Consider the following 16693-nt stretch of genomic DNA (forward strand, 5'->3'; position numbering starts at 1 on the left):
TCCTCAACAATTCCTGCCATTATTGTTGGCTCCGTGCAAGGTACTCTATCTCAGCAGATGCTTACGCGTCAGCACACCCCTTTAGCCTCCAAGTTTGGCCGCAGTCTCGGCGAGGCGCGAGGCGTATCCCCATTCATTGTCGTACCAGGCCGCGACCGAGACAAAATTCCCCTCCTGCACCTGGGTCAGAGGGAGATCAATAATCGAAGAATGGTAGTCACCGACGATGCGCGCCGATGCCCATTCCTCTTTCAGCACATCCATAATCCCTTTCAGCGGCCCCTCGCTGGCAGCCTGAATAAAGGCCGCGTTCACTTCCTGCACGGTAACCGCACGTTCAGTAATGAGATTGAGTTCGGCGATGCTGCCGGTCTTGACGGGAACACGATATGCCTTGCCTGTGATTTTCAGATCTGGCCAGATAAACTTGAGGGCTTTCGCCGCGCCGGAGGAGGAGGGAATGATATTTTCGGCTGCCCCCCACGAATCGCGTCGGTCACGCATGGGCTGGTCGGTTAAAGACTGGGTATTGGTGTACGCGTGAACCGTGGTGAATAAGCCATATTGGATACCAAAGTGCTCCAGCATCACTTTCACTACGGCGGCAAGGGCGTTGGTGGTACAGCTTGCCATGCTCACGATTTTGTGGGCCTGCGGATCAAAGCTATCCATGTTGATGCCAGGCAGCAGAACAGCGTCGCAATCCTGAAGGGTTTTGCTCGCGGCACTGATGAGCACCCGCTTCGCGCCACGGTCAAGATGCACCTGCGCTCCGGCGCGCGTGGTGGCACGACCCGTACAGTCAACAACCAGATCGATGCCCATCGCTCCCCAATCAGGCACATCTTTGGACGAATCGATATAGGGGATATTACGCCCACCAATCAGAAAACTATCTTCTCTGGTGCTGACATCTTCATGCCAGCGGCCATAATTGCTATCAACTTGAAAGACGGCGGCTGTCGTCTCAAGGTCTCTAATGTCGGCAATCGCAACGGGTATAAACAGATTTCGCGTCAATGCCGATTTGAGCATGGAACGTCCAATACGTCCAAAACCATAGATTGCAATGTTACTCACACAGAATCTCCCTTATTTTTTGAAGAAGTCCTTCTCAAATATCTCATCAGCAAGTATACCAAAATATCTCGATAAAATTAAACCTTTTCCGCCACAATTTCTGGCGTTCCTGCCAGATAGAAGGCATACTCTCCCCTTCTATTGCCCCATCTCTTGCCGTTACCAGCTTTACAGACAAGCAAAAGAAGAGTTAAGAAGGAACCGTTGGATAATGAATGAAGCGTTTCATAAAACAAAGGAATGGGTTGTATGCACTCGATCCACTTTACCATTCTTCCACCTCCAGCCATCCTCAAAAATGAGATAGAGTGTATAAGGATCGCTGATTATCATGGGAAGGAAGCCGTTACCATTCAGGTCGCTCCTTATGGTGCACCAGGAATGGTCTTTCATCATAATAATGGGCACGCTGCTCTCAAGCACATCTTCACCCATTCGGGACGCAGCTTTTGCCCACCTCCTCTCTTTCTCTCTGGACCAGTGATCGAGTCCAGCATCATGACATACAAACAAGCAGCTTTTACAACGGTGCAGGTGATTTTCAAGCCGACCGCCCTCGAAACGCTCTTTGGGATCACCCCCTCACAACTTGCTCCTGGATGGATAGGTCCACAGGAGTGGGAGGCTCTCGATTTGACAAGTCAACTGATGGAAGCTCGAAATAGTCAGGAGCAGATGACGCTTCTCACCACCTTCCTGACGTCTCGGCTCAAACAGGAGAAACCGCGGGATATGATCGTGGAAGAAAGCCTCCATTTGATCCACGCGCACATGGGTTCTCTACATGTCAAAGACTTGCTGAACACGTTCCATCTCTCGGAACGCCAGTTTGAAAGACGCTTCACCCGCGCAGTAGGTTTGACGCCCCAGGCATATCTCCGCGTGAAGCGATTTAATGCAGCAATTCACCTTATCAAAACTGGGCACTTTGCACGATTGACCGATGTCGCAGCGGCCCTCAACTTCACTGACCAGTCTCATTTGATTCACGACATCAAGGCATTTTCTGGCCTGACGCCCACACGTCTGGCTCAACACGCCGATGACTTCTATCATGAGCAAACAGGCTATTCTTTTGTTTGAACATGACGGTTTTTTACAATTCATCGAGGTGTGAACAAGATATACTCCAACACACGAGAGAAACACCATAGTTTCTCGACAGAAGGAGAAAAACGTTCATGAGCAAAATTATTGTCTTCACGAATCTAAGCCTCGATGGAGTTATGCAGGCGCCGGGACGGCCAGATGAGGATCGCCGGGGCGGCTTCGAGCACGGGGGCTGGGCAGCGCCCTATGCTGCGATGGCACAGGCGGGGGAAAGCATGCCCACAATCGGAGCCTTGTTGCTGGGCCGACGAACCTATGAGGATTTCTACACCGTCTGGCCTAAACAGAAGGAGAGCCCTTTCTCGGCGCTGCTCGACAACATGCAGAAGTATGTCACATCAACGACTCTCTCTGAGCCACTTCCGTGGGTTAATTCCACATTGCTCAAGGGCGCCGCCTCAGAGACCGTGAGCAGGCTCAAGCAGGAGTTGGACACGGATCTTGTGATCATGGGCAGCGGAGAGTTAATCCAATCGCTCATGCAAGCTCACCTCATTGATATGTACGTGCTCCTCATCCACCCACTGGTATTGGGATCAGGACACCGCCTCTTCCCCGAAGGTGGTGCAGCAACCATGCTCCAGTTTATCAGTTCCAGGACAACGAGCACGGGCGTCGTCATCACAACCTACCAGCCGGTCAGAGAAAAAGGGGAAATCGCTCATCAGTAGGTTTTCATTAGGATTGTTTTTTTCTCCTCATGTCAATATACTGGTCTCCCTATAGATCAGCATATTGATGTGAGGAGAGACAGGGCGTGTGACTATTTTTTACTGTGTCCAGTGTAACAAAAAAGCCATCTCTCATGATGTTAAAAATTGCACCTCTGGGTACGTGCTTGTTGCAGCGTTCAGTAACGGAGAAGAAATACTATTCAAATACCTATCAAAAAAGGCGCGCACATACGCGCGCGTGATCTGTATGCCGCGCAGCCCATCGATGGAGCCGAGCTGCCCAAAGGCGTGCAGCAGCGAGAAATAGGCGGCATAGTCTGAAAAGTTGAAGTGCTCCGTCCCTTTGATGCTGAGTGAATAGCGCTTGGTCTGCGGTACAGTTCGCAAGGTGGACTGAATTTCGCGCTGGAATACACGGCAATCATTGTCCGAGCAAGCGCCAATATCATGCTGAATGACCATAAATGGCTGCTTCAGGCTAGTCTGGACGCTATCACCAAACAGATCTCCGTCGAGATCTATGCCAGCTTTACAGCGTGCATCCAGGTGACAGACTTGCGCCGCCGTGGCTCCTCCAAAGGAATGTCCGAAGACACCCAGCCGCGTGAGATCGAGGTGTTCGCTAAACCGATTTCCACGCGTTGTATTCAGCCTACCAAGCTGATCCATGACAAAGATTACGTCCTTTGCCCAAACTGAGACAAGCTGATTGCCCGCCGCCTGGATATTGCTCACATTATCGAGATTACCAGCGGACGAGGCCTCCGCTTTCCGTCCATCAGGGAAAACAACCATGTTGGAACTGTAGGTAGGTGTGATGGCGAAAATAATATAGCCATGGCTGGCGAGGTCTTCAAGCAGTGTTGTGTATTGTGTCGGCATTTTGCCCATGCCGGGCTCAAAAATAAGTACCGGATAGCGGGCCGCGTCGGGGGCAAGCGGTGCCTGATCCACGCTATGAGTCTGAACGGCATCGCTGCTCTGCACAATCTGATTATCGCTGGCCTGTGCCCACTGTGCTGGCAGATAAGGCGCGAAGTGCACGTTGCGTGTCTGCGCGGCAGGATACCAGCTCCAGACGACCAGTTCCCTCTTTGTCCCTGCGCGTGGCGCCAAAGGATCATCCTGCGACTGATCTCTCCAATCGTATTCCATCCGGCCAACAGCAGAGGAACCAGTGGGCGCCGGCAGAACGGCTGCGCGATGGCGCTGAACATCAAGAAGGGTCACGCCAGCAGCTAGAATAATCACGCCAATGAGCAGTAGGATCAGCACAAAAACACTCACTCTTTTCAATCTTGGATGCGATAAGAAGAATGCACGCACACGATTTCCCTTTCATACCTTTAGTGTTTCTTACCTATAGGTGACAAGTCATTTACCCGGTGGTAATTGCATTGATGGTTGCCTCAGCACATCTAGGCGCCGGAGCATTATACTGATTCTTGCATAGTTGTGTTTAGAACCGCACGAGATGACATGCCACGCGTAAGCGCGAGGAGTGCTATGGCAGTTGCCATCGCCATCGCCATCACAATCCCGAGCCAGGTAAGGGGTGTGCTCGTGCCAAAGATACCATCGTTGCGCGTAAAAAGTTGTGGTTCTTTGCTCCATACACCCAGACCCCAGACTGTGGTCGCGACAAACATCAGTGCCATGGCGGCGGTTGCCAGCATGGCGCAACGCAAGGCAAAACGCAGCAGCGGCTCAGGAATCTCACAACGTGAGACGGCGCGACAAACAACGCCTGTGCTGACGGCGACCGTAATAAGAAGGGCGCCAACAAAGGTAGTCCTCGAAATAATAGTCTCCAGAGGGATTATGGGATGTATATTCTTTAAGAGCAATAGTATGCATAGAAAGATTCCATTGGCGAGAATGGGAGTGCTCAACAAGAAAAGCAGACCTGGTTGTTTGTTCTTAAGCGCATGTCTGATGACAGCTACAACAATTGGCACGCCACCAACGAATATTCCTGACAGAGCAAGCACTGAGCCAATAACGACCAGTAAAAAAAGCAGACCTATGGCATGATCAGTCTGGGCAACCGACATAAAGGCATGGTATTCTGTCAATTTTTGATACGCCAGACCTGCAATGATAAAGCTCGCATAGGCCACAAAAATTGTGAGCAAAGAGCCACGAAGGGTCCGCAGATATGAGGATTTATCAGCAAACCCCCAACACGGATGCAGATGAGCATTGAATGCACCACCAAGCAGATTTAGGTCATCCATCCAGGATGGCACACCTTGCTCTAGCATTGCCAGCACTTCGTCCTCATAGCGATCGCGCCAGGGACGGGGATAGAGACGCAGGACATACGTACTTCTCCTCATATACTGGCAAGCCTCCGTAATCCCATACCAGCAAAGCGTTCCATGCCCGTGAGTTGTTCGCGCAAGAAAGCAATTCCGGTAGCGGTTAAACAATACGGCCGCCGCCGATCTTCAGCCGGCAGTGGCTTGATGAAGCCTTGTGTCTCCAGGCGTGCAATCGCGCCATAAAGCGTTCCAGGTCCCAGGTGGACACCGGCAAAAGCCTCAATATCTTCCATAATGGCATATCCATGCTTTGGGCTCCCCGCCAGGCTCGCCAGAATAAGAATAGGTGGATCAGAAAAGCGACCCAGATTAAATGCATCCATAGTGACTCGCTCCACACAAGAGGTATTTTTCTGGACTATTACGTCCGACGTACTACTACGTCAAACGGAGTATACATGACGGGCAAAAAATTTGTCAATGGTTCTGCATCCATTTGGAATGAGCCTAGAATGCATATGTTTTAGCACACAGGTGCACATGAATAAAGGCTATCCTGGGAATGTATTCAGGATAGCCTTTATTATGACCGACACACACAATTTAGCTGAGGCGACTACCACCATCACAATCAATAATGCTGCCAGTAATGAAGGTATTCTGAATCAGGAAGATGATAGACTGCGCGACGTCTTCAGGCTGGCCGACGCGTCCAACTGGTGCGCTGGCGGCCGCCTGGGCAAAGAAGTCTTTGCGGAAATCCTCCGCGACACGATCCCACCATGGTGTGGCAATAACTCCAGGCGACACTGCATTAACCCTCAGGGGGCGTAGTTCTACAGCTAACGTGGGGACCATCGCATCTAGCGCTCCATTAATCGCTGCCAGACCGGCCGTTCCAGGACGTGCCTGGCGCGATGAACCTGCGGTCACAAACGTGATTGATCCATCAGGCTGCAACGTTTCCAGACTCATCTGAGCAATAGTGACCTGTGGCCAGAATTTCGCCTCAAAGCCATAACGAAGATCCTGTAAATCAAGGCTACGAAATGCACCACTCCCCGCAGCGCCGCTAACAGAGATCACCAGATGATGAAAGGCTCCATACTCATGAAAGAACGTTTGCAGTTGTGGAAGAGAGGTTGCATCCACGGCCGAACCATGGGCACGCACCCCTAACTGTGCGACAGCCGCATCGATTTTGTCCTGACTACGCCCCGTAATGGTCACCTCCGCTCCAGCCTCTACAAGCATACGAGCAGTAGCAAGTCCGATGCCAGAACTGCCTCCCATAATAAGGATCCGTTGACCTGTGAGTTCCATATCGTATTCCTTTCAATGGTCTTAGTTGTGTATAAACTACTAAATAGTAACAACGGCATAATCCAGCCAGAGGATTTAATCCCTGCTCAGAAAACCATGTTACTACCTATCATATCTGCGCTAAAACGTTACGCATCGTAACATAATTATATTATGAAACGTGACGTAACGTTTTGTCAAGTGATATACTGGAGGAAAAAATCAGGAGTGGAATACCTATGGAGAGCAATCCTTCAAGGCCTGGTCGTAGCGCTGGCCGCCCACGAAGCACAAAAGCCCGCCAGGCCATCCTCGACGCGACGCTGCACCTGGTCAGGCAAGAGAGCTTTACGGCATTGACAATTGAGGGGATCGCACGTGAGGCTGGAGTAGGAAAACCCACTATTTATCGCTGGTGGCCTTCAAAAGGAGCGATCGTCCTGGAGGCGCTACAACAACACGCACAGCAAGCACTTCCTGTACCTCATAATGATTCACTGGTTAGCCGTCTGGAAAGCTGGCTCAATTCAATTTTTGACATACTCAATGGAGATATAGGAAAGATTGTAAGAGGCTTGATGGCGGAGGCACAGTCTGATCCGACGTTCGCGGTTCTCTTTCGTACAGAGTTTATTACCACACGGCGCCAACCACTACTCACGATCTTACATGATGGACTCAAACATGGCGAACTACCCTCTAGCACCAATATTGAAATCATGGCCGATCTGATCTATGGGGCCATGTGGTACCGCCTGTTGACACAACACGCACCGCTCGACGCAACCTATGCCCATGACATCATACAGACGCTCCTCCCAAATTCCGCATAATGGAGCAGTACGCTTGATCACATCCAGAACCAATCCACCTCATCCGCTGCCCTTAAATAGCAAAAGGGTCAGATAGTGGAAATGACTATGCTGACCCTTTTGTTATTTATATTGCCAAATGACAAAGAAGGATCGAAAAATCAGAAAACAGAGATGTAAATAAAGTTCAAATAATGCAAAGGCGTATTGAAATGAATATAACACATAAATTAGAGACAGACCGCTTGCTCCTCAGCAGGCCACAATACCAGGAGAATAAAGCATTGGGCGGGTTATGGCGTGATAAGCAAGTGCGGCAGTACCTGGGTGGGGTGGTGAGCGAAGAGATTGTTGAGAAGAAACTTCAGTGGTTACAGATGCATTGGGATCAGGCCGGTTTTGGACAATGGACCGTATATGAGAAGGCGACTGGGCAGATTGTTGGTCTCTGTGGGTTGCATCATGCCCATCACACCGGGGATGGAATTGAGTTATCCTACGAGTTTTACCCAGCCTTCTGGGGAAAAGGCATCGCTACAGAGGCAGCACAAACTTGTTTAACGCAAGGATTTGAGCAGCTTGGACTTGAGCGCATTCTGGTGATCACTCAGGAAGCAAACACGGCCTCTTGCCGCCTTGCCGAGAAACTGGGAATGCGCAAGATTGATCGACGTTGGGAGTGGGAAGCATGGCAGAGTATTTACGAGTTAACGCGTGAAAAATTCTCAGTATAGACAGAAGCAGTCCGTGAATTCCTCACGGACCGCTGCGACTTGCTCTTTTAAGCAAAAACTGGCTCACACTTCAGGTCATTTACCACTTATAGCCTCTCAACGTTGAGAGGCACTTTGATATGCAGATCTCGGTCACTCTGCGAAGAGTTCGTCCTGTCTACTCAGTAGCGGAACACGGCTGCGGCTAGCTGGTCACCAATGGCCGTCGTGTCATCCAGCACATAGACTGATCCGCCATGCAGTATGGTCTGGGTAGCGGCTCGCTCAAGGAGATCATCATCTCCGGACATGGCGCTTTCATGGACTTCGATGGTTCCGGTTTCAGGATCAAAGCGGCCCCATTGTTCCCGATCACGCGCAATAAACAGGGTCGCAATACGTCCCGCATGGGCGGCAGGAACGATCAAGCTGATATTGTTAGAAGCGCTTTCCGTCATCGCATATTCCTGATACTGCGCCAGCGCCTCCTGTTGAGCTTTTAGGAGCGAGGGTTCAACCAACGGCCAGACGTGCCTGTGCAGTGTCTGAATCGACAACTCGTCTGGATTGCCAGCCAGTCCAGTTCCAACCAGGTGAGGATATGTATTGACCTTACGATACTGATCCATCGTGTATGCTACGCCTGCAAGCACTAATGGAACGGTTTCGTCATGCAGGAACTCATGTAAACCACGATTGATTTGATGAAAGTAGCGACTCAGATGTTCGGTCGCTTCATCACATGCACCTTTGCCATGAAAAACAAGCGCATGCCGTCCACTTTTACCTATCTGCGCACTTGAAGCACTGCTATGGTATTGGAGTTCTTTTTCCAGATGATCATATTGTAGGGTTGCAGCCAGACTTTCAGGAACCTGCTCAGGTAAAAGCACTTCTTGAATCGTATAACGCGTTCCCGCCAGCAGCCTGATCTCTTTTTGCGAAAAGGCCAGAATGTAGAAGCGTCCATCATTTGTTAAAAATGGCAGCAGGGGTTTGAGGTAAAAGTGGGGCGCAATCACTACTTGCTCCTTCACACGCTCCGGCAGATGATAGAAGTGCAGTTGCTCCAGATTACGGAAGATCGCCATTCCCTGCCCTTTTTCCAACCAGAACGCTTCATCATCAATCAGGTTAAACAATGGCTTTAGCAGCTCGGTTCGCTTTAACGAAAACTGAGGCTGCTGCTCCAATTGGGTCTCAATAGCACGAAGTTGATTACGCAAGCGAACCGGATTCTGTTGGACCTCCGGACCCACATGCTCGATGGGCATAAACAACGAGATACAGGGATCATGATACTCTTCCATGAGCGTCTTCACTTCAAATCTGGATGGTATCTGCATACGATTTCCCTCCTCATATATCTCTTCAATGGAATGAGCGATCCTCTCCCATTCACGAATCCAGCACCTCCCATGTGACACCGCTACTATCTGCTCTGCGCGCCTGAATATCCTGATAGATCAAGGCAACGACATCTGGGATCACACATGCGACCGCTGGCGAGAGCATCGTTCCCAGACAAAAAGAGCTTCCTTCAATACCATAGACAGTCAGACGGCGTGGAAGCTGATGGATAACTTGTGCAAGTTGTATTGCTTCGCCCACGCCAAAGTCGTGGGAAGAAAAAAGCGGGATGGGGCAGGATGGTACACTGTCGTGCACAGCGAATTTATGGATCGTGCCTGGAGGTGCACCAGACTTCACGGCATCAACGAGTATGACCGTATCAGCTTGCGCCATGATTTCCAATAAACCAGTGCCATCAGCATCATGTTCAATGCAGTCGACGTCCGGCAAGTGGTTGCTTTTGATGGCCTGTACAACCTTCAGACCAACACTATCGTCGCTTCGATAGAGATTGCCTGCACCAATTAACAGCAACTTCGCCGACATAGCACTCCCCTCTCTTTCTCTGTGTGCGGCATGCTCATGGCTCATGCTCAATGTGCACAGTAAGAAAATGCGTGGCGCATGAGATACAGGGATCATAGTTGCGGATAGCCTGTTCACACTTCCAGGTCAGTTCTTTATCAGGTAGATGTAAGATCTGCGCAACGTAATAGCCAAGGTCCTGCTCAATGCTTTTTTGATTCTGAGAGGTTGGCGGAACAATCCTGGCATCGCCAATCAACCCATCTTCCTTGATGGTATAGCGATGATACAGAGTACCCCGAGGAGCCTCAGTACAGGCATAGCCGGTAGCGGCACGTGGCTGAACAGGTAGCGCAACCTGCTCAGGCATACGATAATGCTCAATAATACGGAGAGCCTCATCAAAGGCATACAGGATCTCTATGCTGCGTACGATGATACTCTTAAAGGGATTCGTGCACACGCGTTGCAAGCCAGCCGACAAAGCCGTCTGTTGTGCCAGAGGCGAGAGGCGTTCAAAGTTTAGATTATAGCGTGCCATCGGACCAGTAAAGTAGGCTCCCCGCCCTTTGATATGCGAATAGAGCGCGGTTGAATACGGCACCTGCTCTTCAACAAAGTAGTCATCATATGCCTGGACGGCAATATTCAGACCTTTATTCGAGAGCAAGCGACCTTCATTCATGGCGTATTCCGTTGGATGGCTCAGTGCCACAAACTCATAGTCCCGTTGAAAGTCTGGAAAGGGGAGTTGTGCCACCCAGCGTACCGTTTCGAGGGCCATTGCTTTTCCCAGTCGTAATTGCGCCGCCAGTGGCTCAAACTCACGTGGCTCCGGAAGCTTATAAAAGCCACCAACCCGCACATTGACGGGATGGACGGCCCGGCCACCCAGGAAATCAAGCACAGCATTACCGGCTTTTTTCATCTGCAAGCCGCGCTTCACAATGTCTGGATAGTCCTGCGCCATCTGCCACGCCGATGCGTAGCCAAGAAAATCGGGGGCATGCAACATATAGACATGCAACGTATGACTCTCGATCCATTCGCCACAATAGAGTAACCGGCGTAGCGCACGTAGTTGGCCCTCAACATGAATACCACAGGCATCTTCCATGGCATGGACCGCACTCATCTGATAAGCAATAGGACAGATACCACAGATACGAGCGGTAATATCGGGAGCTTCTGTAAATGCGCGGCCACGTAATAATGCTTCAAAGAAGCGTGGAGGCTCGATAATCTTTAATTTCACATCATGCACCACACCATCCTTAATCTTAATCGAGAGGCTTCCCTCGCCTTCTACGCGAGCCAGGTAATCCACAATGATATTTTTATTCTGCATAAGATTGGCTCTCCCGACGAAATGGCTCGGCATACGCATTAAAGGTCTGTAACTCACGCCTGAGTTGATCATTCGACAGGCCCATCTGGCGACAACGCTGGCTCAGGGATGCGAGATTGGGAGTCTCTTTCGGACCATAACAGCCGTAGCAACCACGGTTATAAGCGGGACAGATGGCTCCACAGCCCGCATGTGTGACAGGTCCCAGGCATGGCGTACCATGGGCAACCATCACACAAATAGTGCCACGCTGCTTACATTCCACACACACGCTGTACGCCGGTACATTGGGCTTCCGATGCTGGAGAAATGCGCTAATGACCTCTAACAACTGATACCTATTGATTGGACAGCCCTGAAGCTCGAAATCAACCGTGATATGATTGGCAATCGGCGTAGATGTACTCAGGGTATCAATATACTGGGGACTGGCATAGACAAGTGCAATAAATTCTTTGCTCTCTTTAAAATTACGCAACGCCTGGATACCGCCGGCGGTCGCGCATGCTCCAATGGTGACAAGATAGCTGGATTCATGCCGTATGTGTTGTATACGCTCGGCATCTTCAGCAGTGGTAATCGACCCCTCCACAAGAGAGAGCGCATATGGTCCCTGGATCACTTCCCGTGAAGCTTCACGAAAATTGGCAATCTCTACCTTATCAGCCAGTGCCAGTAATTCATCTTCACAATCCAACAAACTTAGCTGGCAGCCGTCACAGGAAGCAAATTTCCAGACAGCAAGTTTGGGTTTGGCGTCTCTTGCCATTTCAGATCTCCCGCTTACACAGTAAATCTCTAACCTGAAGATATGGAAGTACTGGACCATCTTTACAGGTAAAGAAAGGACCACACTGACAGTGTCCACAGAAACCAAGCGCGCATTTCATGTTACGTTCCATTGAGATAAAAATCTGCTCGCCAGGAACGCCACAATGCTCAACTTCAACGGCAGAAAAGCGCATCATTACTTCAGGTCCACAAATCAAGGCCACGGTATTCGTTGGATCAAAGAGGGAACGCGCAATGAGTCGTGGCACCACACCAACACTTCCACGCCAATCATCATCGCCCCGGTCAACGCTAATAGCCACGTCAAGATCCGATCTGGAGCGCCACTGTTCGCATTCTTTACGATAGAGGATATCTTCAGGTGTACGAGCACCATAAAGGAGGGTAACCCGGCCAAAGGCTTTTCTATGCGCGATAACATGATACAGAACAGAACGCAGCGGAGCCAGGCCTAAACCGCCAGCAACCAGGAGCAGATCCTTTCCATGCGCCAGTTCAATCGGCCAGGGTCGACCAAAGGGGCCACGCACACCAATCTGATCAGCAACTTTCAGATGCTTTAAACGAGCGGAAACATTCCCAACGGCGCGAATGGTGTGGATCAGCGGACATGGATGTTCAGGATCTCCACTGATGGAAATTGGGATCTCCCCCACCCCAAACACATACAGCATATTGAATTGTCCACACGCAAAGGATGGCACTGGAGCATGCTCGCACGGTTCAAGTGTCAGGGTAAAGGTATTTGGGATCTCGTCTCGTCTGTGCTGTATCCGATACCACTCTGGTAACATAGGATCATCTTTTGCTCGCAACATCATCCACCATCCGGTCGATACACATCCAAGAGTTGTAAACGTGTTGTCTGGAGGCGGCGCATCATAATATGGGCAACTTGCTTTACAAGTATATATCCAAATGCAGGATCCGCCTCACACATATAGCGTAGCGATACGCCATCCAGCACAATCACCTGCACTTTTTCCAGAGCACGTGCACTAAAATGCCAGCGATAGGGTGCGAACAACCATGACCATCCCAATACCTCGCCGGCTTCAATCGTCTCGATGGAGATACTGCCTTTTTTCTCTACCGAAAAGGTCTCAAGCGCAACTTTGCCTTTAGTAATCACATAGAATTGTTCGGCCGACTCTCCTTCATGAAAGATATACCTATTGCGATCATAATCCACCTGTGTCGCCAGACAGGCTACTTGATGCAGATAATCAGGTTGAAATTCTTTGAAGAAGGGATGGGCTGCCAGAATCTGATCGTAATCTGGCATAGCTATTGCTCCTTTTGCTCACTCTCATAGATTGCACGTACTTCCTCAGTAATATCTATCGCGACTGGACACCACGTGATACAGCGTCCACAGCCGACACATCCCGATGAGCCAAACTGGTCATACCATGTCGAAAGCTTATGGGTCATCCATTGCCGATAGCGTGATTTAGGTGAAGTCCGCACACTACCACCATACAAATAGGAAAAGTCCAGATTAAAGCAAGAGTCCCACTTACGTACGCGCTCAGTCTCTTCTCCTGCCAGATCGCTCACATCTTCGACAGTCGTACAAAAACAGGTTGGACAGACCATCGTACAATTCGTACAGGTCAGGCAGCGTTGGGCCACATCATCCCAGCGTGGATGCTCCAGATTGCGGGCCAGGAGACCTTTTATTTCAAAGGGCGAGGAGACCATCTGTCGTCCCATAGATTGCGCGGTACAGGCCACGATATCTTCAGCCCGCTTGAGATCATCTGGACTGGCCTGGGCACAAGAGAGATCGCGCACCATGTCTGCGCCCAGTTCTGTCCCGATCTGGACAACGAAAAAATGCTTGTCCGTCTCCACTATCTCTGTAAGCGCTAAATCATAGCCAAAACTTGCTTGCGGTCCTGTCTGCATCGAGGTACAAAAACAGGTTCCACCAGCCTGAGCACAATTGATGGCCAGTAGGAAGAGATTATTTCTGCGCTCTCGATATACAGGATCGGTATAATTGCCCTGTAAAAACACTCGATCTTGAATAGCAATCGCATGTAATTCACAGGAGCGCACACCAATAAAAGCGTATTTAGGAGATGGCTGATCTTCCTCAACTATATGAATATCAGCTTCAGCGCGTTGCGCACGCCATAAGCGCATAATGGGAGGTTGGAGAAATTGCTTCCAGGACTGAGGGCCGACCGCGTAACCAAAGAAAGCATCATCATTGCGTCGCTTGAGCCGATACCTTCCTCCATCTTGTTCGTCAGTATACCCTTGCGGTAGATCAGCAATTGATGTCAGGGTATCATAAACAATAGCCTGATTACGCACGGTCGGGCCAACGACCTGATATTCCCTTCGCTGCAATGTTGTTAACAGTTGCTCAAATTGTTCACATTGCATGATTAGCTGAGCATTGATGGATGCAGAGGAGTGCATGTTTCACCTCCTGCCCTGCTCAATAGCAATTTCCTGACGACAAGGTAATCTCTACAAGCATATACAGATACCACTTGCACTCTTCACACGCTAGCAATACATGCTTAGCATACAGACAGGGTGGTGGCTTGTTTGTAATCAAGTATTGATGTATCCATCCACTTCTTTTTGAATATGTCAGATTCTCCCAGAATCCCTCAAGGCTTCCCAATTCACAGTTCGAGCAGAAATAGACAGCCACCACCATATTGGTATAGCGATATAGCATTCATTTTTCTACTAATAGCACATTTTTCTAGCTTTGTTGCTCTTTTCATAGAAATAAGCTAATCTACTACAGTTAATAATTTAAACGCATAGGAGGAAAAATGCATGTCCGATAGTAGTCAAAAGCCAATATCTTATCCAACCGGTCACATGGTTGAAGTTGCTGGCCAGATGCTACATAATGCGCGTAACGGGCTTGCGGAGCATGAAGCGGCCTGGACAAATATAAGAGGTTATGTCAATAGTCTCTTTGGCTTTCTACAAGGTCCTATTTTTGCAGTGATCAATCCATATGAACAGCACCTGCGAAAATCCTATCAGTGGCAAATCGATTGTGCCAATGCTATCCTCAGCGCAGCCGGGCAGATGAGTAATACGGATAAAAACATTGCTAACGGCTTTACGCCTTACCCTGGCTTTGACCTACCTCCCACGAAATAAAAAGATGCCATTCTTCATTGCGCATAAACTCATAGATGGGCTTGCATGGTGAGTTGATTATCGAGGCTCACTTTATGTGTTTGCGCCCAATTCTATAAGGCAAGGTACAGCTATGGCATAGAAGAAAAAGAGTTAGAAAGAAAGACAAGGATGGATACGCTTAATAAGCTCTTAGACTGGATGGCTCCTATCATTCACCCGCTTGATGCATTACGTGGTCATATCAATACACTTGCGGATATTCATAGCAATTCTGTTAGCCAGTTTAATACTCTTTCCCGTAGTTTAACTGCTGCTGAAGCGGGATCAGATGAAGCATTTATTGGCGAAGCCGCAGAGACGATGATAACACAGATTGAAGCATATCTAAAGGCCAGCGCACTTGTCGGAGCAAATACAGGTGCTGGAGGCGCTGGTTCTATCGGTTTGCTGGAGGAAGCAGCAGTTGCAAGTGAAACATGTGTCACCGAATTAACAGCCGCCGCTGAAGTAGCCGTAGCTGAGGCTGGTGGTGAATCGGGGCTGGCTGAAGTAGCGGCTGGACTTGATGTAGGGGCTGCCGCGCAGGGTGGTCTTGATGTTCCCTGGGATATTGTGGCCGCCATTGTAACAGCAATCGAAGTAGGCTTAATCATTGGAACACTGGTTAAGCTTGGTTGGGATATTTACCACGCCATCAAGCGCTGGGAAAAAGCTATGCACAATACGGCTAACCAACCTATGCCGACGCTACCACCGAATCCTACGCCTGCTACCGTGCCGGTCACACCGCTTCCACCAATCAAACTAAATGAGGAACAACAGAAACGGTTTGAGCAACTTGCTAAAGATTTTCCTGACATCGATCCTGACTTTATTAAGATGCTCATTAAAAAAGGACTTTCTGACGCTCAGATTCGTGAGATCTTAGTGGGCTTTACTGGTAAGAAACTGCCAGATGTACCATTGACACCTGATCAGAAAACAATGGTGGAAACCCTTAAGACTACGTTTCCTGATGCTGATCCTGCCTTTCTCGCCGCGTTAATCGGCTCAGGTTTAAGCCTGGAGCAGGCCTCAAACCTTCTGGCGAACCACCGGCAAGAAGTCCCGTATCTGACACAATTGTATGCTCAACTCGCAAATATTCCAGGCATTGAAAAAGTTTTGCGCGATATGGGTGTGCAGGATTCAAAATACGCTGGCTCCACGTATCAGATGCTCTGGGTTCTGGCTCATCTTGCTGCGCATAAAGATAATATTCTACGTGTAGAGGACCACGACGCGGGTGGAAAATCAGCGGCTGACGTGGTCCTGAAAAATGGTGATGTCATTGACCTGAAAAATTATGGATGGTACAAAGGCTATTATAAAAAGACCAGCAATATTAAACGTACCATCAAAGAGTTTGAAGAACAGGTTTTACGTTATAAAAAACTCTACCCAGACAAGAAGATTACCTACGTCTTTAATACCGCTGGTATGGATAAAAATGATATGTCTGGCTTCGAACAGGTCAAGAAGGCGCTAGAAGATATGGGTGTTGAGGTAGAAACCTGGCCGTAGTATAATGAAAATGCCTGCTGAAACTGCAAGAAGG

General features: G+C 49.4%; 18 protein-coding genes. 6 read left to right on the forward strand and 12 right to left on the reverse strand.

Annotation, left to right across the window (positions count from 1 at the left end):
• Nucleotides 1-81 precede the first annotated feature (81 nt).
• Nucleotides 82-1080 (reverse strand): type I glyceraldehyde-3-phosphate dehydrogenase, encoded by a 999-nt coding sequence (locus tag EL633_RS26405; RefSeq protein ID WP_126630261.1) that lies wholly within the window; start codon nt 1078-1080, stop codon nt 82-84.
• A 249-nt stretch (nt 1081-1329) separates the two neighbouring features.
• Between EL633_RS26405 and EL633_RS26410 the strand changes: the two genes are divergently transcribed.
• Both EL633_RS26410 and EL633_RS26415 read left to right on the forward strand, forming a co-directional pair.
• Nucleotides 1330-2163 carry an AraC family transcriptional regulator gene (locus EL633_RS26410; protein WP_161982460.1) on the forward strand — a complete coding sequence of 278 codons (834 nt, stop codon included), beginning with the start codon at nt 1330-1332 and terminating at the stop codon, nt 2161-2163.
• A 98-nt stretch (nt 2164-2261) separates the two neighbouring features.
• Nucleotides 2262-2861 (forward strand): dihydrofolate reductase family protein, encoded by a 600-nt coding sequence (locus EL633_RS26415; protein ID WP_126630263.1) that lies wholly within the window; start codon nt 2262-2264, stop codon nt 2859-2861.
• 132 nt (nt 2862-2993) lie between these two features.
• Here EL633_RS26415 and EL633_RS26420 read toward each other — a convergent pair whose 3' ends face one another.
• The 4 genes from EL633_RS26420 to EL633_RS26435 form a co-directional block, all read right to left on the reverse strand.
• A complete protein-coding gene (locus EL633_RS26420; protein ID WP_126630264.1) occupies nt 2994-4151 on the reverse strand; it encodes an alpha/beta hydrolase family protein in 1158 nt (385 codons plus the stop codon).
• A gap of 146 nt (nt 4152-4297) precedes the next feature.
• On the reverse strand, nt 4298-5203 hold the full coding sequence (locus tag EL633_RS26425; RefSeq protein ID WP_126630265.1) for a hypothetical protein: 906 nt from the start codon (nt 5201-5203) through the stop codon (nt 4298-4300).
• Complete coding sequence (locus EL633_RS26430) at nt 5200-5511, reverse strand: PadR family transcriptional regulator (RefSeq protein WP_126630266.1); 312 nt, start codon at nt 5509-5511, stop codon at nt 5200-5202. The genes EL633_RS26425 and EL633_RS26430 overlap by 4 nt, the downstream gene beginning before the upstream one ends.
• 220 nt (nt 5512-5731) lie before the next feature.
• Entirely contained in the window at nt 5732-6451 is a 720-nt protein-coding gene (locus EL633_RS26435; protein ID WP_126630267.1) for an SDR family oxidoreductase, read from the reverse strand.
• Between the two features lie 218 nt (nt 6452-6669).
• Here EL633_RS26435 and EL633_RS26440 point away from each other — a divergent pair, with 218 nt between their 5' ends.
• Entirely contained in the window at nt 6670-7263 is a 594-nt protein-coding gene (locus EL633_RS26440; protein ID WP_126630268.1) for a TetR/AcrR family transcriptional regulator, read from the forward strand.
• Between the two features lie 191 nt (nt 7264-7454).
• The gene (locus EL633_RS26445; RefSeq protein ID WP_246039263.1) at nt 7455-7976 is read left to right on the forward strand and encodes a GNAT family N-acetyltransferase; all 522 of its coding nucleotides are present in this window, start codon (nt 7455-7457) and stop codon (nt 7974-7976) included.
• Between the two features lie 161 nt (nt 7977-8137).
• On the opposite strand, the gene EL633_RS26450 is transcribed toward EL633_RS26445, so the two are convergent.
• The 7 genes from EL633_RS26450 to EL633_RS26480 are packed head-to-tail and all read right to left on the reverse strand — an operon-like array spanning nt 8138 to nt 14406.
• Nucleotides 8138-9301, reverse strand: coding sequence for a baeRF3 domain-containing protein (locus EL633_RS26450; protein WP_126630270.1), 1164 nt, complete (start codon nt 9299-9301; stop codon nt 8138-8140).
• 52 nt (nt 9302-9353) lie between these two features.
• On the reverse strand, nt 9354-9854 hold the full coding sequence (locus EL633_RS26455) for a hydrogenase maturation protease (RefSeq protein ID WP_161982461.1): 501 nt from the start codon (nt 9852-9854) through the stop codon (nt 9354-9356).
• 34 nt (nt 9855-9888) lie between these two features.
• Nucleotides 9889-11181: a Ni/Fe hydrogenase subunit alpha gene (locus tag EL633_RS26460; RefSeq protein WP_126630272.1), complete on the reverse strand. Its 1293-nt coding sequence runs from the start codon at nt 11179-11181 to the stop codon at nt 9889-9891.
• The gene (locus EL633_RS26465) at nt 11171-11950 is read right to left on the reverse strand and encodes an NADH-quinone oxidoreductase subunit B family protein (RefSeq protein WP_126630273.1); all 780 of its coding nucleotides are present in this window, start codon (nt 11948-11950) and stop codon (nt 11171-11173) included. Before EL633_RS26465 ends, EL633_RS26460 begins: the two co-directional genes overlap by 11 nt.
• A gap of 1 nt (nt 11951) precedes the next feature.
• Complete coding sequence (locus EL633_RS26470; RefSeq protein ID WP_218027591.1) at nt 11952-12767, reverse strand: FAD/NAD(P)-binding protein; 816 nt, start codon at nt 12765-12767, stop codon at nt 11952-11954.
• Nucleotides 12768-12790: 23 nt separating this feature from the next.
• Nucleotides 12791-13258: a Crp/Fnr family transcriptional regulator gene (locus EL633_RS26475; protein ID WP_126630275.1), complete on the reverse strand. Its 468-nt coding sequence runs from the start codon at nt 13256-13258 to the stop codon at nt 12791-12793.
• 2 nt (nt 13259-13260) lie between these two features.
• Nucleotides 13261-14406: a 4Fe-4S dicluster domain-containing protein gene (locus EL633_RS26480; protein WP_126630276.1), complete on the reverse strand. Its 1146-nt coding sequence runs from the start codon at nt 14404-14406 to the stop codon at nt 13261-13263.
• A gap of 372 nt (nt 14407-14778) precedes the next feature.
• Here EL633_RS26480 and EL633_RS26485 point away from each other — a divergent pair, with 372 nt between their 5' ends.
• The gene (locus tag EL633_RS26485) at nt 14779-15114 is read left to right on the forward strand and encodes a hypothetical protein (protein ID WP_126630277.1); all 336 of its coding nucleotides are present in this window, start codon (nt 14779-14781) and stop codon (nt 15112-15114) included.
• Nucleotides 15115-15264: 150 nt separating this feature from the next.
• Nucleotides 15265-16659, forward strand: coding sequence for a Sec-independent protein translocase family protein (locus tag EL633_RS26490; protein ID WP_126630278.1), 1395 nt, complete (start codon nt 15265-15267; stop codon nt 16657-16659).
• The last annotated feature ends 34 nt before the right edge of the window (nt 16660-16693 follow it).

This window comes from Dictyobacter alpinus (genome assembly GCF_003967575.1).
Classification (GTDB): Bacteria; Chloroflexota; Ktedonobacteria; order Ktedonobacterales; family Ktedonobacteraceae; genus Dictyobacter; species Dictyobacter alpinus.

What these genes read in the sequence shown, in the direction of transcription:
- EL633_RS26410 (WP_161982460.1), top strand. Translation starts at nt 1,330, where the DNA reads ATGCACTCGATCCACTTTACCATTCTTCCACCTCCAGCCATCCTCAAA.
- EL633_RS26415 (WP_126630263.1), top strand. Translation starts at nt 2,262, where the DNA reads ATGAGCAAAATTATTGTCTTCACGAATCTAAGCCTCGATGGAGTTATG.
- EL633_RS26425 (WP_126630265.1), bottom strand. Translation starts at nt 5,203, where the DNA reads ATGAGGAGAAGTACGTATGTCCTGCGTCTCTATCCCCGTCCCTGGCGC.
- EL633_RS26430 (WP_126630266.1), bottom strand. Translation starts at nt 5,511, where the DNA reads ATGGATGCATTTAATCTGGGTCGCTTTTCTGATCCACCTATTCTTATT.
- EL633_RS26435 (WP_126630267.1), bottom strand. Translation starts at nt 6,451, where the DNA reads ATGGAACTCACAGGTCAACGGATCCTTATTATGGGAGGCAGTTCTGGC.
- EL633_RS26440 (WP_126630268.1), top strand. Translation starts at nt 6,670, where the DNA reads ATGGAGAGCAATCCTTCAAGGCCTGGTCGTAGCGCTGGCCGCCCACGA.
- EL633_RS26445 (WP_246039263.1), top strand. Translation starts at nt 7,455, where the DNA reads ATGAATATAACACATAAATTAGAGACAGACCGCTTGCTCCTCAGCAGG.
- EL633_RS26450 (WP_126630270.1), bottom strand. Translation starts at nt 9,301, where the DNA reads ATGCAGATACCATCCAGATTTGAAGTGAAGACGCTCATGGAAGAGTAT.
- EL633_RS26455 (WP_161982461.1), bottom strand. Translation starts at nt 9,854, where the DNA reads ATGTCGGCGAAGTTGCTGTTAATTGGTGCAGGCAATCTCTATCGAAGC.
- EL633_RS26460 (WP_126630272.1), bottom strand. Translation starts at nt 11,181, where the DNA reads ATGCAGAATAAAAATATCATTGTGGATTACCTGGCTCGCGTAGAAGGC.
- EL633_RS26465 (WP_126630273.1), bottom strand. Translation starts at nt 11,950, where the DNA reads ATGGCAAGAGACGCCAAACCCAAACTTGCTGTCTGGAAATTTGCTTCC.
- EL633_RS26470 (WP_218027591.1), bottom strand. Translation starts at nt 12,767, where the DNA reads ATGTTACCAGAGTGGTATCGGATACAGCACAGACGAGACGAGATCCCA.
- EL633_RS26475 (WP_126630275.1), bottom strand. Translation starts at nt 13,258, where the DNA reads ATGCCAGATTACGATCAGATTCTGGCAGCCCATCCCTTCTTCAAAGAA.
- EL633_RS26480 (WP_126630276.1), bottom strand. Translation starts at nt 14,406, where the DNA reads ATGCACTCCTCTGCATCCATCAATGCTCAGCTAATCATGCAATGTGAA.
- EL633_RS26485 (WP_126630277.1), top strand. Translation starts at nt 14,779, where the DNA reads ATGTCCGATAGTAGTCAAAAGCCAATATCTTATCCAACCGGTCACATG.
- EL633_RS26490 (WP_126630278.1), top strand. Translation starts at nt 15,265, where the DNA reads ATGGATACGCTTAATAAGCTCTTAGACTGGATGGCTCCTATCATTCAC.